General features: G+C 36.9%; 17 protein-coding genes. 6 read left to right on the forward strand and 11 right to left on the reverse strand.

The genetic code is table 11. The features are described from left to right. Window positions 1-21: 21 nt before the first annotated feature. The 3 genes from FHT21_RS09590 to FHT21_RS09600 all read left to right on the forward strand — a co-directional run bounded on the left by FHT21_RS09590 (window position 22) and on the right by FHT21_RS09600 (window position 3,184). Complete coding sequence (locus tag FHT21_RS09590; protein ID WP_167294455.1) at window positions 22-1,110, forward strand: tetratricopeptide repeat protein; 1,089 nt, start codon at window positions 22-24, stop codon at window positions 1,108-1,110. 103 nt (window positions 1,111-1,213) lie between these two features. Then, window positions 1,214-2,359 carry a tetratricopeptide repeat protein gene (locus FHT21_RS09595; protein ID WP_167294456.1) on the forward strand — a complete coding sequence of 382 codons (1,146 nt, stop codon included), beginning with the start codon at window positions 1,214-1,216 and terminating at the stop codon, window positions 2,357-2,359. A gap of 123 nt (window positions 2,360-2,482) precedes the next feature. Further along, complete coding sequence (locus tag FHT21_RS09600) at window positions 2,483-3,184, forward strand: endonuclease V (RefSeq protein WP_167294457.1); 702 nt, start codon at window positions 2,483-2,485, stop codon at window positions 3,182-3,184. Between the two features lie 227 nt (window positions 3,185-3,411). Here the strand turns inward: FHT21_RS09600 and FHT21_RS09610 are convergent, their stop codons facing one another. The 5 genes from FHT21_RS09610 to FHT21_RS09630 all read right to left on the reverse strand — a co-directional run bounded on the left by FHT21_RS09610 (window position 3,412) and on the right by FHT21_RS09630 (window position 6,775). Next, window positions 3,412-3,756, reverse strand: a complete 345-nt coding sequence (locus tag FHT21_RS09610; RefSeq protein WP_167294459.1) for a hypothetical protein — start codon at window positions 3,754-3,756, stop codon at window positions 3,412-3,414. Next, the gene (gene hemF, locus FHT21_RS09615) at window positions 3,757-4,650 is read right to left on the reverse strand and encodes an oxygen-dependent coproporphyrinogen oxidase (RefSeq protein WP_167295541.1); all 894 of its coding nucleotides are present in this window, start codon (window positions 4,648-4,650) and stop codon (window positions 3,757-3,759) included. A gap of 132 nt (window positions 4,651-4,782) precedes the next feature. Beyond that, window positions 4,783-6,015 carry an MFS transporter gene (locus tag FHT21_RS09620; protein ID WP_167294460.1) on the reverse strand — a complete coding sequence of 411 codons (1,233 nt, stop codon included), beginning with the start codon at window positions 6,013-6,015 and terminating at the stop codon, window positions 4,783-4,785. Between the two features lie 103 nt (window positions 6,016-6,118). After that, complete coding sequence (locus FHT21_RS09625; RefSeq protein WP_167294461.1) at window positions 6,119-6,340, reverse strand: coproporphyrinogen III oxidase; 222 nt, start codon at window positions 6,338-6,340, stop codon at window positions 6,119-6,121. A gap of 126 nt (window positions 6,341-6,466) precedes the next feature. After that, window positions 6,467-6,775 carry a phosphoribosylpyrophosphate synthetase gene (locus FHT21_RS09630; protein WP_167294462.1) on the reverse strand — a complete coding sequence of 103 codons (309 nt, stop codon included), beginning with the start codon at window positions 6,773-6,775 and terminating at the stop codon, window positions 6,467-6,469. Window positions 6,776-6,855: 80 nt separating this feature from the next. Here FHT21_RS09630 and FHT21_RS09635 point away from each other — a divergent pair, with 80 nt between their 5' ends. The 3 genes from FHT21_RS09635 to FHT21_RS09645 all read left to right on the forward strand — a co-directional run bounded on the left by FHT21_RS09635 (window position 6,856) and on the right by FHT21_RS09645 (window position 9,588). Next, a complete protein-coding gene (locus FHT21_RS09635; protein ID WP_167294463.1) occupies window positions 6,856-7,341 on the forward strand; it encodes a DUF4442 domain-containing protein in 486 nt (161 codons plus the stop codon). A 10-nt stretch (window positions 7,342-7,351) separates the two neighbouring features. Continuing rightward, entirely contained in the window at window positions 7,352-7,981 is a 630-nt protein-coding gene (locus tag FHT21_RS09640; RefSeq protein WP_167294464.1) for an ATP-binding protein, read from the forward strand. A gap of 236 nt (window positions 7,982-8,217) precedes the next feature. Continuing rightward, window positions 8,218-9,588, forward strand: coding sequence for an MATE family efflux transporter (locus tag FHT21_RS09645; protein WP_167294465.1), 1,371 nt, complete (start codon window positions 8,218-8,220; stop codon window positions 9,586-9,588). Here FHT21_RS09645 and FHT21_RS09650 read toward each other — a convergent pair. From FHT21_RS09650 to kynU, 6 genes are all read right to left on the reverse strand, one after another. Further along, a complete protein-coding gene (locus FHT21_RS09650; protein ID WP_167294466.1) occupies window positions 9,578-10,186 on the reverse strand; it encodes a hypothetical protein in 609 nt (202 codons plus the stop codon). The two genes, FHT21_RS09645 and FHT21_RS09650, sit on opposite strands and share 11 nt — an antisense overlap. A gap of 71 nt (window positions 10,187-10,257) precedes the next feature. Beyond that, window positions 10,258-10,992, reverse strand: a complete 735-nt coding sequence (locus FHT21_RS09655) for a hypothetical protein (RefSeq protein ID WP_167294467.1) — start codon at window positions 10,990-10,992, stop codon at window positions 10,258-10,260. Window positions 10,993-11,030: 38 nt separating this feature from the next. Further along, window positions 11,031-11,714 carry a pseudouridine synthase gene (locus tag FHT21_RS09660; protein ID WP_167294468.1) on the reverse strand — a complete coding sequence of 228 codons (684 nt, stop codon included), beginning with the start codon at window positions 11,712-11,714 and terminating at the stop codon, window positions 11,031-11,033. A gap of 41 nt (window positions 11,715-11,755) precedes the next feature. Beyond that, on the reverse strand, window positions 11,756-12,658 hold the full coding sequence (locus tag FHT21_RS09665) for a histone deacetylase (protein ID WP_167294469.1): 903 nt from the start codon (window positions 12,656-12,658) through the stop codon (window positions 11,756-11,758). Continuing rightward, window positions 12,658-13,518: a bestrophin family ion channel gene (locus FHT21_RS09670; protein ID WP_167294470.1), complete on the reverse strand. Its 861-nt coding sequence runs from the start codon at window positions 13,516-13,518 to the stop codon at window positions 12,658-12,660. The genes FHT21_RS09665 and FHT21_RS09670 overlap by 1 nt, the downstream gene beginning before the upstream one ends. Before the next feature lie 34 nt (window positions 13,519-13,552). After that, window positions 13,553-14,842 carry a kynureninase gene (gene kynU, locus FHT21_RS09675; protein ID WP_167294471.1) on the reverse strand — a complete coding sequence of 430 codons (1,290 nt, stop codon included), beginning with the start codon at window positions 14,840-14,842 and terminating at the stop codon, window positions 13,553-13,555. Window positions 14,843-14,876 lie beyond the last annotated feature (34 nt).

The raw sequence follows: 14,876 nt of genomic DNA on the forward strand, positions 1-14,876 counted from the left end.
AATAAGATTAGAATAAAAATTATGAAAAGAGTATTTCTAAGTATAGTTCTAGCGGGTGTAGTAAGCGCTGCATTTGCTCAGAAAAGTGAAGTAACCGCGGCAAAAAACGATTGGGGTTTGTTCCAGTTAACTTCTTCAAGTGCATCAACGCCATTAGCGAAGAAACTTGAGTCGTTAGCGAAAGGGTTGGCTCACACGGATAAAGCTATTGCTGATGAAAAATCTAAAGTAATGCCTGAAGCATGGTCTTATCGTGCTTTATTTGCTTCTTCTGCAGCAATTTTAGATTCAACAAGTACTGCGAACGCTGATGCAAACCTGAAAATTGCACAAGAAGCTATTGCTGAAGCAAAAAAACTGGATACTAAAGGTGCGGAGAAAGACAACATTAATTCAGCTGAAATCAATATTAGCAACGCAATTAGAAATGGTGGTGTAATTGCTTACAATAAGAAAGATTACAAAACTGCTTACGCAAAATTTGTAGCAGCAACAGTGATTAATCCAAACGATACAGCAATGTATTTAAATGCGGGTATTGCGGCCAGGCTTAATGAAGATTATCCAAATATGATTACCCAGTTCAAAAAAGTAATCTCTTTGAATTCTCCACAGTCTAAAGATTTATATTCTGAGATTATCTCAACCACATTGGCTAAACAAAAAGATACAACTGCTGCGTTGGCCCTTATTAAGGAAGCAACTGCAAAATTCCCTGAAAATACCGACTGGATTAAAACTGAGACTCAGATTTATATTGATAGGGGTGATGCGGCAAAATCTGAGCAAATGTTAGTGGCTTTAGCAACAAAAGAACCTAACAATGCTAACTACCAGGTTTTATTAGGTAATATCTATTTCAGTCAGGCTTTAAAATTACAGGCCGACAGAAATAAAATTGATCCTAAGAAAGTAAAAGAATTTAACGAAGTAACAGGTAAAATGAATGCTTTGTTAGATAAATCGCTCCCTTTTTACAAAAAAGCTTTAGAAGTTGACGCTAAAAACCAAGGTGCATTAGAAACCTTGAAAACGATCTATGCTTTTAGAAATGATACTAAAAATTACGAAGACATCAAGAAACGTTTAGACGCATTACCTAAACAATAATTCTGATACCCATTTAAAAAAAGAGCCGCGAAATTTCGGGGCTCTTTTTTTTATGTTTATTTTTATGGTTTATTATGTATGGTTTTACCACATTATTTATCTTATGCAGAATTGCTTTAAAATATCATTAATTGCCTTAATTTTCGTCTCTTTTAATGCTGTGGCCCAAAAAACTCAAATCCTTATTGCCAGAAATGCCGTGGGTAAACTACAGGCATCTATCGCCAATAAAGAAGATGAGAAAAAGCAACTTGCTATTATAAGTGAAGGTTTAAAGTCGATTGAGTCTGCAGAAAAAGATAATAAAACAAAAAACTGGGCCGAAACCTGGTCAATAAAATCTTACCTAATGTCGTTTGCCGCATTAATAGATACCGATCCTAATAATGCCAACAAGTTTTATGATAATGCCATTGAGGCTGTTGCTAAAGCAAAATCGCTTGATCGCTACAATGACAATGGGGGACTTATTAAGGCATCAGCGCACAACATTCTGATTAAAAAGCAAGAGAAAGGCAATGAAGCCTACTTTAACAATGAATTTAAAGAGGCGTTCGCAGACTTAAAAGAAGTATCAGATAATTTTCCAGCCGACACTACTTTAGCATTAAATACCGCAATATGCGCGTTAAACATTCAGTCATATGATGAATCTTTAACTTATTTTAAGCGTGCTAAAGAAAATGGCATTAAAAACCCGTCTGTTTTCCAGAAAATGGCTCAGATGTATGTAGTAAAATCAGAAAATGAAACTGCAATTAAAACCTTAGAAGATGGGCTTGCGCTTAATCCATTCAACCGTTTTTTAACCAACGATTATATCAATCTTTTACTCGATACCGAGAATTACAGTAAAGCGCAGGGACTGATCGAAAATAACTTAAAAGTAGAAAAAGGAAGTAAACTACTATATTTTCTTTACGGTTATCTGCAACAAATTGGTGGAAATAATGCTACCGCTATTTTAGCTTATGATAAAGCTTTAGCCACAGATCAAAATTATTTCGATGCATTGTATCAATTAAGTTTGGCTTATATAAACACAGCCAACGAAACCTTAAGTAAAAATGAAGCAGATAAAACTGCTAAGTATAATGGATTGATTAATCACGCGCAGTTTGCTTTGCAACGTGCCAATGAAATTAATCCGAACGACAAAAAAACAGTTCAGTTACTGATTGATATCTACACCAAAAAGAAAGCTACCGACAAAGTTCAAGAACTTAACCGAAAGCTTCAGGAACTCTAGTTTATTTGTTTTTTAAGGGAATAGGGAGGTATTCAAGAAATACAACTTAACATAATATTAATTATAAGACAAATCATTAACGATATAATAAAACAATAACCCTAAAGAATTTGTACTAATATTATGTACGACCATTACAACTTCGATGATGCTGCTGCTTATCAAATTGAATTAGCCAAACGATTAAAGTTGGAGCCACTTAAAAAAATTAGTACCATAGCCGGTGCAGATATTTCATTTAATAAAAACAGTACAACCATGTATGCTGGAATTGTGATCTTAACTTATCCTGGCATGGTCTTAAAATCATTCGCGTTAGAAACTTACGAAACCAGTTTTCCGTATAAAGCCGGATTTTTAGGTTTTAAAGAGGTTCCGGCATTATTAAAAGTTTGGGAATTGATTGCAGATAAACCAGATGTTGTAGTGTTGGATGGAAACGGAATTTTGCATCCACGCCATATGGGTGTTGCTTCGCATTTTGGAATATTAGCCAATCACAGCACAATTGGCTGTGCAAAGAGTCTTTTACATGGAAAAAATCATGAGCCAGAAAATGCCAAATATAGCGCTACAGAAATTAAAAATAATGCAGGTGAAATGCTTGGCTTTGCACTGAGAACAAAAATCAATTGCGCGCCTGTTTATATTTCTGCCGGACATTTAATTACGCAAGAAGAAAGTTTAGATATAATCAAAAAATCTGTTGGAAATTATCGGATTCCTGAACCAACGCATCTGGCTCACAACCTAGTAAACGATTTCAGGCTTGGCAAACTAAAAGCTGGCTTTCATGAGGTGACGCCACCTTTAACCTTATTTTAAAATTGACTATATTTACGTATGAACGATTATTTAATAATTCTCGCTATTGTTGTAATGCTTATTATGTTGGTAAACATTTACGTTATTTTAGAGATTTCGAAATTTCCATATAGCAAAAGACGCCAAAAATGGATGTGGACCAACGTAGTATTGTTCTTACCACTTTTCGGTTCTCTAATTTATTTTTTGATCGGAAAGAAAATACTCAGCGAAAGTTAAACCCGAAATTAATTCAAACTACAATTCTCTAAATCACCGTCCCAGTTTTCTTTCTCATTGGTTAAAATTTCTAAAGAATCTATTTTACAGTTCGTAACATCCAAGCAATAAGTTAATTCATTTTTCAGGTTCGGAGCTGTTAGTTTTGCTTCTGCACTGAGTAAACCGTTTTCAAATTCTTCTTCTTGAAATTCCTTGAGATATTCAAAGTTGATGTATAAAACTGTACCTGTTGACCTAGTACTTTCGACTCTTATGAAGTCTAAATGCGTCGATAAGTAATTAAATTTTTCTGAATTATCTTTTATTATCGTTTTAAGTAGCAGACGCTCAAATTCTTTTAATTCGGTCATTTAGATCCAGTTAATCCCTTTTTTAAGCAGCTGTACAGTTTTATACTCATCAGAATCTAGTTCCGGCTGAACATTGTAGCCCCAGTTAGCCTGTGGAGGTAAACTCATTAAAATAGATTCGATCCGGCCATTGGTTTCCAAGCCAAATTTAGTTCCGGAATCGTAAACTAAATTAAACTCTACATAACGGCTACGGCGCTGATATTGCCATTGTTTATGGGCTTCGGTAAATTCTTTATCCCGGTTACGATCAATTAATTCGGTATAAATGGGCAAAAATGTTTCGCCAATATTAATGGAGAAATCCAGAATCTGCTCCCAAGACAGGTTGGTGTTTTCAGGTTTTAATCGATCGTAAAAAATACCGCCAATACCACGGGTTTCTTCACGGTGTTTAATAAAGAAATAATCATCGGCGTGTGTTTTGAATTTTGGATAAAACTCAGCACTGAAATCGTCGCAAGCCTGTTTTAGTTTATGGTGAAAGAAACGGGCATCGTTTTCGAACACGTAATGTGGTGTTAAATCGATACCTCCGCCAAACCACCGTGTTTCTTCGTTCAGTTCAAAGTAGCGGATATTCATATGGATAATCGGAACCAACGGATGATTTGGATGAATCACAATTGAAACTCCAGTAGCAAAAAAATCATCTTCTGTTACATTAAAGGCTTTTTTTACCGCTTCAGGCAGTTTACCATGTACGGCAGAGAAATTTACGCCACCCTTTTCGATAACGGCACCATTTTGCATAATCCGCGTACGTCCGCCTCCCCCACCGTCTCTCTCCCAGAGCTCTTCTTCAAATTTCCCTTTGCCATCGGCAATTTCCAATCCCCTGCAAATTTCATCCTGTATTTGCTTATACCGTGCTGCTACTTCTTCTTTAAACATGATGATTTTTTCTATTTCCATACAAATTTAAAGGTATTAAAGCAGCAATATTGATTTATGTTTAGATAGTACATTTTGTTGACATTGCTTTTAGTCTGAAGTCTTTAGTCCCTTAGTCCAAAGTCCTAAAAATTAATGTTCTAAATAGTTGAGGTCTTTATTAAAGCTTTCTTTTAAAGAAGCTACAGAGATCATGGCAATTACGGTTACAATTCCCATTACTATAAAACCGGCCGAAACAATATTGTAACGGTGTACAAAAAATTCGAAAACAAATGTGATCGGAATTAACGCTCCGCGTACAAAGTTTGGCGCTGTAGTGGTAACAGTTGAACGGATGTTAGTGCCAAACTGTTCAGCGGCAATAGTAACGAATGTTGCCCAATAGCCAACTGCAAAGCCCATAAACAGGCAGATCAGGATAAAACTACTTTCGGTTAAACCCGTACTGTTTAAATAAACAAGTACAGTAATCACCGATAAACTTTGAAAAATAAGCACTGTTTTTTTTCGTGACTTTAATACCTGGGCCAAAAAGCCACATACCACATCGCCAATAGCTATACCAAAATAGGTGTACATAATCCCTGTACCAGCATTCAATAAATCTTTAGCCCCTAGCGCTTTACCTATTTCTGGCGATTGAGTGACTAAAATACCCACAATAAACCAAAGTGGAAGTCCTAAGCAGATACAAGCCAGATATTTTAAAAATCTTTTCCGATTGGAGAAAAGCATAAAGAAATTACCTTTTGAAACCTCCTTACTTTGATCGGCATGCTTAAACATACCTGATTCGAAAGTACCTACACGTAAAAGCAATAACAAAAGTCCCATGCCACCCCCTACAAAATAAGAGGTTTGCCAGGTAAAATGTTTGCCAATTGTAGCTGCTGCTGCTGCTCCTAGTAAACCAATGCCAGCTACCACCATTGTGCCGTAGCCACGTTTTTCTTTGTCCATGGTTTCGGTAACAAGGGTAATCCCTGCGCCTAACTCTCCTGCCAAACCAATGCCCGCTATAAACCTGATAATGGCATAAGTATGTACATCGGTAGCAAAACCATTGGCTATGTTCGCTAACGAATACATCAAAATTGATCCAAATAATACTTTGATTCTACCGAATTTATCGCCGATAATACCCCAAAGCAAGCCTCCAAGCAATAAACCGAACATCTGCATGTTGATTACATACTCTCCCTCGGTACGCATATGTGCCGCAGAAACACCGATATCGGTAAAACTTTTTACCCGTACAACAGAAAATAGAACAAGGTCATAAATATCTACGAAGTAGCCTAAAGCAGCTACAATAACTAAGAAAATTACATTACGGTTGTTTGCGTTTGCTTGAAGATCCATTTAATTATTTGGTTTAAGCGTTGAAAGTACGCAATAACACAAATATTTAAAATAGATTTTTAAAATAAAAGCCACTCTTGGGTTAGAGTGGCTTTTACATTTCCTACATTGGAGGATTTTTTTTCGTTGTATCAGGTGGCATTTTAGTAGTATCAGGCACTTTTTTAGCGGTGGTGTCTGGCATCTTTTTAGTGGTGTCCATCATTTTTGTCGAATCCGTCGCAGTACTGTCTGAAGAACCAGCCATATTTTTAGACGAATTGCATGCTGAAGTGGCTATCATAAGAGAACCCGCAAAAGCAAGACTTAAGATTATTTTTTTCATAGTTTTTATTGTTATCTATCAACTTAACAACCTTATAATCATTTGGTTTTATTTTTTTTCATTCCATATTGCTTATTTTTAATCGATCGCACTGATTATTAACGCATTACAAAACAAAGAAAAGTATTATTCATGATGAATCTTCAACTTATTCAACAGTTCTGACGATATATTTTCAGCATATACACCATAACCATCTACCAATACTCCTTTTAAACTTCCAGCATTTGATGAAATAGCGTAAACAACCGAGCTATCAGCCGGATCGGTCATTCCTTCGAAGCGGTATACCTCTTCGATTTCAAATTCTTCAGGCTTCAGTAATAAATTAAATGATTTACATTCTAAAGCATCTGCCGTTAAATTAAAATCTAAATTATAACCGCGACGATCTAAATCTGTTAAAGCGTCGGTAATGGTATCATAAACATGCATATTTCTAAATTACGGAAATATTACCAAAACAAGATCTGTAAAACTTTAAAAGGTGATAAAACTTTCTGATATTAGTAAGTATGATTATTTCTCAAAATACCCTAAAATGGGTAATGCGTTTTTACCCCCCCTTATTTTTTCAACGCATTTGGGTTCAGAGATTTGAAAATGAATTTAGAAGCTGTACGGTTAAGCTGAGCAAGAGTTTTCTGAATAAAAATTATAACGGCTCTATTTTTGGAGGTACTATTTATGCAGCTACAGATCCATTTTATGCCTTATTATTTGATCAGTTAATGCAACGCCGTGGCTTTAAAGTCCGTGTTTGGTTAAAGAGTGCCTCTATACAGTATTTAAAACCCGGTCGTTCTACTTTATACTTTACCATAACAGTAACTGACGATATGCTGAATGAAGCCGAACATGCATTAAAAACCATTGGGAAGTTTGTAAAAGCCTACTCGATGGAAATTACCAATAAGGATGGCGAGCTGTGTGCTACTGTGATGAATGAAGTATATATCCGAAACCTGCATCAAGGCGAAACGCCCAGAGTTGCTTACTAATTTTTAGATTATGCCGAGTATTAAGAGTTTAATTTTGCAGGGTGAGGGCGTTATGCTCGATTTTAAGAAAACCATTACCAGTACCGAGAAAATTGCCAAGAGTTTAGTTGCTTTTGCCAATAACAAAGGTGGCAAATTGTTAATCGGTGTGGCAGATGATGGATCTATTAAAGGGGTAAAATCAGAGGAAGAAGAAAAATATATGATCTTAACTTCTGCGCATCAGTTTTGCAAACCCGCAATTGAGCCTTACTTTGAAGAAATTTATGTAGATGATAAATTGGTTTTAGTCGTAAATATCCCTGAAAGTGATACTAAACCACATTATGCACTCGATGATCAAAAAAAATGGTGGGCCTATATCCGCATAAATGATAAAAGCGTTCTAGCCAGTCGGATTATTTTGGAAGTGTTGAAACAGGAATATAAAAACAATGGGGTGCTTATTTCCTATTCTGAAAATGAAAAAAAACTGCTGGAATACCTCGAGCAAAACGAAAAGATTACCTTAAAAGAATTTAGTAAGCTGTTGCGCAGTTCGTACCGCAAGGCCCAGAAAGTATTGGTTAATTTAATTCTGACTAATGTAATCAAATCACATACCACAGAAAAGGAAGAGTATTTTACAGCGGTGAGGTAGGGTGCTTTTTCTCGATGGTCGTCACCCTGAACTTGTTTCAGGGCCTATTTACAAGTGTTTTAGTCATATAAACTAATAGTAAAGATGCTGACCACATAGTAGCTATAAGGAAGGCAATTGAAAACACTATATCTACTTGTAAAATAAATTCAGCACGATGATCGCTTTGTAAACCGAACATTAACTTTTCTACATCCCTATTTTTTGAGTTTTAAAAACCCGACCTTTGCAAACCTATGTTTTCTAAAATTTACACCAAATATAAACCCTATTATAAAGAAAATCTTCATTTGGCGCTGCCAATTGTAGGCTCTCAGGTTGGGCATACTTTGGTACACATGGCCGATAGTATTATTGTAGGTCATTTTACTGATACCGTTCAATTAGCTGCTGTTTCCCTTGTGAATAGTATATTTATGCTTATCCTCGTAATCGGATTAGGCATTTCTTATGGTTTAACACCACTTATTGCGCAGGAAAACGGTCGTCAGAATTATGGTGAATGCGGAAAGCTTCTTTCAAACAGTCTCATTATCAATATTTGTGTAGGTATATTTTTATATATACTTGTTCAATTGGGGATATTTTTTGTGATCGATCACCTGGAGCAAACACCTGAGGTAGTACGTTATGCAAAACCCTATCTGAATCTTTTATCAGTTTCGATCATCCCTTTATTAATTTTTCAGACTTTTAAACAGTTTGCAGAAGGCTTAGGTTTTACCAAACAAGCCATGTTTGTTTCAATCTGGGGAAATGCCATTAACATTATCTTAGGAATCATTTTCGTGAAAGGGATGTTCGGTATTAAATCGATGGGTGTAAGTGGTGTTGGTTTAAGTACATTAATCGACAGGATTTTGATGGCCACCGTAATGTGTTTTTATGTACTGCGCGCTCAGCACTTTAAAAAATATCTGATCAGCTTTAAAGCCACATTCTTTGATAAAATAAGGGCAATTAAGATTGCTAAAATTGGGATGCCTGTGGCGATGCAATATTCTTTTGAAATCAGTGCCTTTAGTGGTGCTGCTGTACTTATAGGTACCATTGGTGCGGTAGAACAGGCTGCACATCAAATCGCGATTAGCTTAGCTGCCATGACCTATATGATTGCTAGTGGTGTAGCATCGGCTGCTACTATCAAGACAGGAAATAACTTTGGCAAGAAAAATTTCGAAGATTTACGTAATTCTGCCATAGCCAGCTACCATGTTATTTTGTTGTTTATGTCTATTACAGCAGTGATTTTTGTTTTGGCCAACAACATCATGTCCTTTATTTATACGGAAGATGCTGCCGTTATTCCTATTGCTGCCCAGTTATTGATTATTGCTGGCTTTTTTCAGCTGTTTGATGGTACACAGGTGGTTGGCTTAGGTGTTTTGCGTGGTATTGGTGATGTTAATGTTCCGACCTTTATTACCTTTTTAGCTTATTGGGTGGTTGGTATTCCCATAGGTTATGTACTGGGCTTTCATTTTAATTTAGGTGTTAATGGTATTTGGTACGGACTAACACTGGGTTTGTTAACGGCTTCTATCCTGTTGTTTTTAAGGTTCCAGAATAAAACAAAGAAATTAAACCGTAACCCTGCTATTGTTTAATAGGATTACGTTTATTGTAGAGCATAATCGTATTTCTAATCACATCTACACTAAACTCGTCCTTTGCCAAAAAGAAATCCAATAATTCTTTATCATCGCCAATTAAGCTATTAAACGCCTCCCTTCTCTGTTTAGCTGAAGTTTTACTGAGTATTGTATTCGTTTTGATCGCAAGCAAGCTATCTGTGTTTATCTTTTTTGCATAAAGGTCAAAACTGCTTACACTGCCCGCTCCATAATTGGAACCAGGCATACCAGAAATAGAGAAACCGCCAGTCCTATAACTTTGTGAAAATTGGTAAAGATCAACCTTACCTTGTTCCAAGACTGCTAAAAACTTTTTTTTATCTTCTCCCGGCAATTTTTTAGCAATAAAAACACATTTATCTTTTCTTTGAAAATATGCGTTAATGCTATCTGCGATGATCGGTTTCATTGTTCCACCAGCAATTGGGTTAAACATCAGCATGCCTTTTTTTCCTTTTTGAAAGTTACAGTAAATTGTATCTCCCGTGTTTAATACGACATACTCAGACTGAGCCATCACAATTTGTGATAAAAATAAAATAGGTAGAATTATCCTAAAAGATTTAAGCATAGATTTTTTGTATTGAACGGTTTTGTCGCAAAATAAAATTTATCCTCCGGATAAAGAAAATTATCCGGGAATTATTTCCCCCCAACATTAACCACAACACCAATGGTAAAGATAGAATTGCCAGCAGACATGTATTTGCGGCTCTTTAAGCCAATATTACTGCTCGTGGTATACTGCAACTGGAAAGTTTTACTGAGCGCCATACGCGTAAAGAATACAGGCTCAAAGAAGATATTGTCTTCTTTTGGCTGAACAACACCATTTAAAAAGAACCTATCCATTTTAATATGGCTAATCCTTAACGCCGTACCGTAGTTAATCGGAAAATCGGTTCCGAATAAATGCAGGTTGTTTTTCTTTTTCGAACTATAATTTACCTGTAAAAATGTCTTCCGATAATCTACTTCCTGCAATTCGGAACTGACGAGGATATCGTCTTTATAATCACGGAAAGTGATATCGCTCCACCCCTTTCCTACACCTGCATAAACTTCTATAATCCGGTTGTTGTCAGGCCCAAAAGTATCAAAGTAACCCCCGCCGATCTCAATTAATTTATGCCCAAAATCCTTGGTTTTTCTTTCGCTGTTCATTCTCGATCCGCTAAAAAGTACACCGATATGATCAGAAACGGCATAAGCACCATTAACACTGGCGTTGCCTTTTAAAGAGATATGTGCACCACCACTAAATTCACCCTGTTTACTCAACATGGGGGTATTTGGAACGTTTGGCATATAAACAGATGAACAACTGGCTGCAAAAAGCGCTAAAACTGGGAGTGTAAAACGTAAGTATTTAATCATAGATGCTATATAAACAGATTTTAATGGCAAAAATTGTGTTAGTGTGCCATTTTCATGAAATCCATCACTCTTTTAAACTCATTGTGTAAACCGGCTTTTAAATGGATTTTTTCTTTTGTGATGGGATGAGAGAATGCTAATTCGGAGGCATGAAGCAACATAGTTGTCATATCCCACTGCTCTTTAAAAAATTTATTTTGTTTATTACAGCCATGTGTTCTGTCTCCAATAATCGGATGTAATATATGGCTAAAATGTCTTCTCAGTTGATGCATTCTCCCGGTTTTAGGTGTAGCCTCAACCAATGAATACCGCGAGGTAGGATGTTTACCGAAAGCTACTGCTACCTCTGCCCTTTGAAGTGTTCTAAACGAGGTGAAAGCATCTTGCATGGTTCCGTTTTCTTTGGCTAACGGATAGTCGATATCCATGGCATCGGGTGTGAAACCACGTAGGATAGCCAAGTATTTTTTATCGGTTTGTGTGTTCATAAATTGCTGATGCATAGCAATTTCAGATACTTTATCAAAAGCAAATAACAAGATTCCACTAGTCTTCCTATCTAATCTATGCACCGGACTAACATGTTTACCAACCTGGTCTCTTAATAACTGAAGCGCAAACTCTGTAGCATCTCTTGCGATGGAAGATTGATGTACCAATAGCCCATGTGGTTTGTTAATTGCAATTAGATTTTCGTCCTGATAAATAATCTCCAACATATGGCCGCGAAGATAAGGATATTATGGTTTTGTGCCTGAGCTTATACAAATAAATCAAAAGCCAGCCGATAAGTGTTACAATGTGCATCTACAATATCTCTGATATCGGTGGAGTAGCCACCGCCCATACTCACCTGCACCGGTAGATTTTTATTTTTACAGGCCTGCAGTACCAAGCTGTCACGTTCTTTGCATGCTGCTTTGCTTAAAGCCAGTTTACCCAACTTATCAGTAAAAAGCACATCTACCCCCGATAGATAAAATACAAAATCAGGCTTTGCTCTTTCGAATGCGTTTTTTAAATTTATATTTAAAGATGACAAATATTCTTCATCTTGTACACCATCATCTAAAGGCACATCCAAGCTTGAAATTTCTTTTCTAAAAGGGAAATTTTTATCGCCATGCATCGAAAAAGTGAATACCCTTGACTCATTTTGAAAGATTTCGGCAGTACCATTTCCCTGGTGCACATCTAAATCGATTATTAAGATCCGTTTAGCTAAATTTTTATTTAACAGATAATTAGCTGCAACAGCCTGATCATTTAGCAAGCAAAAACCTTCTCCCCAATTGCTGCCCGCATGATGTGTGCCTCCTGCAACATTAAAGGCAATTCCGTTAGTTATTGCAAAATGGGCAGCATCAATTGTGCCCTGCGTAATTCTCAGTTCTCGTTCTAAAAGCAGCGCATTTAAAGGAAAACCTATCCTTCTTTGGTCTTTTGCTGATAGTGTTAAATCCCTAAGCTGCTCCCAATATGCTTTTTCGTGAGTCAAGAGTATAACATCCTCTGAAACTAATTCTGGACTAAATAGATTCTGCGATGTTATAGTCCCCTCATGTAAAAGTTGTTCAGGTATCAATTCATATTTAAGCATCGGAAAACGGTGTCCTTCGGGCAAAGGATGTGCGTAGAGTGGATGCCAGGCAATCTTAATCATTAACCTAAAATCTCCTCTACGTGTTTTTCGATGTTCGTACAGATCTGATCTACCGGGAGGTCGTTCGCGTCTTCTCCAAACGGGTTCTCTATTTCTTCAGCTATCAGCTCCAAACTTGCTAATACATAGAGAATAAAGGGCACAATCGGCACCACGAAATAACCTAAACTGAATACCCATCCAAAAGGTAAAGTAATAACGTAAATAAAGATAAACTTCTTGATAAAAGCACTGTAAGAATATGGGATCGGTGTATTTTTGATACGTTCGCAAGCGCCGCAGATATCAGTAAATTGATTAAAATCGCCTGAAAGCACAATAAACTGCTCCTGTGAGATAGCACCTTTTCCAAGTAATTCGTATAACCTGTTAATCAAGCTTCCTGCAATCTGGTTTGGTACGTGTTTACCCTCTTCAACCTCTATTAAAAGGCTATTTTTGCCAAAATACATTCTTTCGCGTAAATGTTCCTTTAAGGCAAAAGCATATTTAGGGATGCCGTATTCGAAAAAACGGACATCTTCCTCTGTTAATTTAAGTGCTTTTATTTTCAAGGCCAGGTTACGGCTCACATTGGTTAGCGATCCCAACAACTTTCTTCCTTCCCACCACCTGTCGTATGCTGTATTTGTTCTAAAAACCAGTAGCATGGATAATACAAAGCCCAATAAGCTGTGCATCATACCAATATTGGTTACATAACTGCTTTTCGATAGTTGAAAAAAATTGAGCTCTGCAAATGCCACCAAGCCCGAAAAAACTGCTACAGCAAGCATTAATGGCCACAGTTTCCGAAAAGTGTCGCTTTTGTGAATATGAAAAATGAAGGTACTCCAGTCTTTAGGATTGTAATTAATCATTTCTTATTTTTTTTTAATGAGCGTTTGTGCTTTGTTATTGTAAAACCTCTTTACTTACTTTTAAAAGCGCTTTTCCGGCGTGATAAATATCTTCGAAAGAGTTATAAAGTGGAACAGCACTTAAACGGATCACATCAGGCTCGCGCCAATCGCCAAGTATATGATTAGCCATTAAACCATCAAAGATCTGTTTACCATTACGCTGTGCGATGATGGATAATTGGGCTCCTCTATCTTTAGCGATTTTAGGTGTGATAATCTTAAACTGCTCTACACCTATTTCTTTATTTACTTCATTTATAATAAATTCAAGATAGGAAGTTAAAGCAATACTTTTACTTCTTAACGGCTCTATAAAGCCAGCCTGTTCGAAAATCTGAAGAGAAGCATGATATAAAGCCATAGGCATTACCTGCGTACAGCTTATCTGCCAACCGTCTGCCCCAGCTTCAGGAATAAAGCCTTTTTCCATTTTAAAGCGTTTACTTTCCTGGTATCCCCACCATCCTGCAAGGCGATTTAATTTGGTATTATTGAAATGTTTTTCATGAACAAAGATTCCGCTTATTCCTCCTGGACCTGAATTTTGATATTTGTATGAGCACCAACAGGCAAAATCTATACCCCAATCGTGAAGCTTTAAGGGCACATTACCTGCAGCATGCGCCAAATCCCAGCCTACAATTGCGCCGATTTCATGCCCTGCCTTTGTAATGGTTTCCATATCATACCACTGCCCGGTGTAATAATTAATTCCACCGAATAATACCAATGCAATTTCGCCTGCATTTTCTTTGATCTGAGCAACGATATCTTCCGTACGGAGTATTTCCTCGCCTCCTCTAGGAAAAACCTCTATAATCGCTTCTTTTGGATCGAAACCGTGAAACCTTACTTGGCTTTCTATTGCGTATTGATCAGACGGGAATGCGCCGCCTTCCATAATAATTTTGAAACGCTTGCCTTTGGGCTGATAGAAACTAACCATTAATAAATGGAGGTTCACCGTTAAGGTATTCATTGGGCAAACTTCCGATGGTAATGCGCCAACAATTGGGGCCATTAACTTTTTAAGCGCCCTGTGGTAGAACATCCAGGGTTCGTTTCCATCGAACCAGCCCTCTACTGCATAGTTGGCCCAGTTATTAAGCTGGCTTTTTAAAACTTCACCAGCTACTTTAGGTTGAAGCCCTAATGAGTTACCACACAGATAAATAAAATCTTTTCCATTATGGTTCGGAAATAAGAACTGAGACCGAAAATCACGTAACTTGTCCGCTTCGTCTTGTGCTTGCGCAAATAATAAGTTGTTTTCAAAATTCATCGCCTCAATATTACAAAAAAAGCAGGTATTGTTT

The organism is Pedobacter sp. SG908 (genome assembly GCF_011759615.1).
GTDB lineage: Bacteria > Bacteroidota > Bacteroidia > Sphingobacteriales > Sphingobacteriaceae > Pedobacter > Pedobacter riviphilus.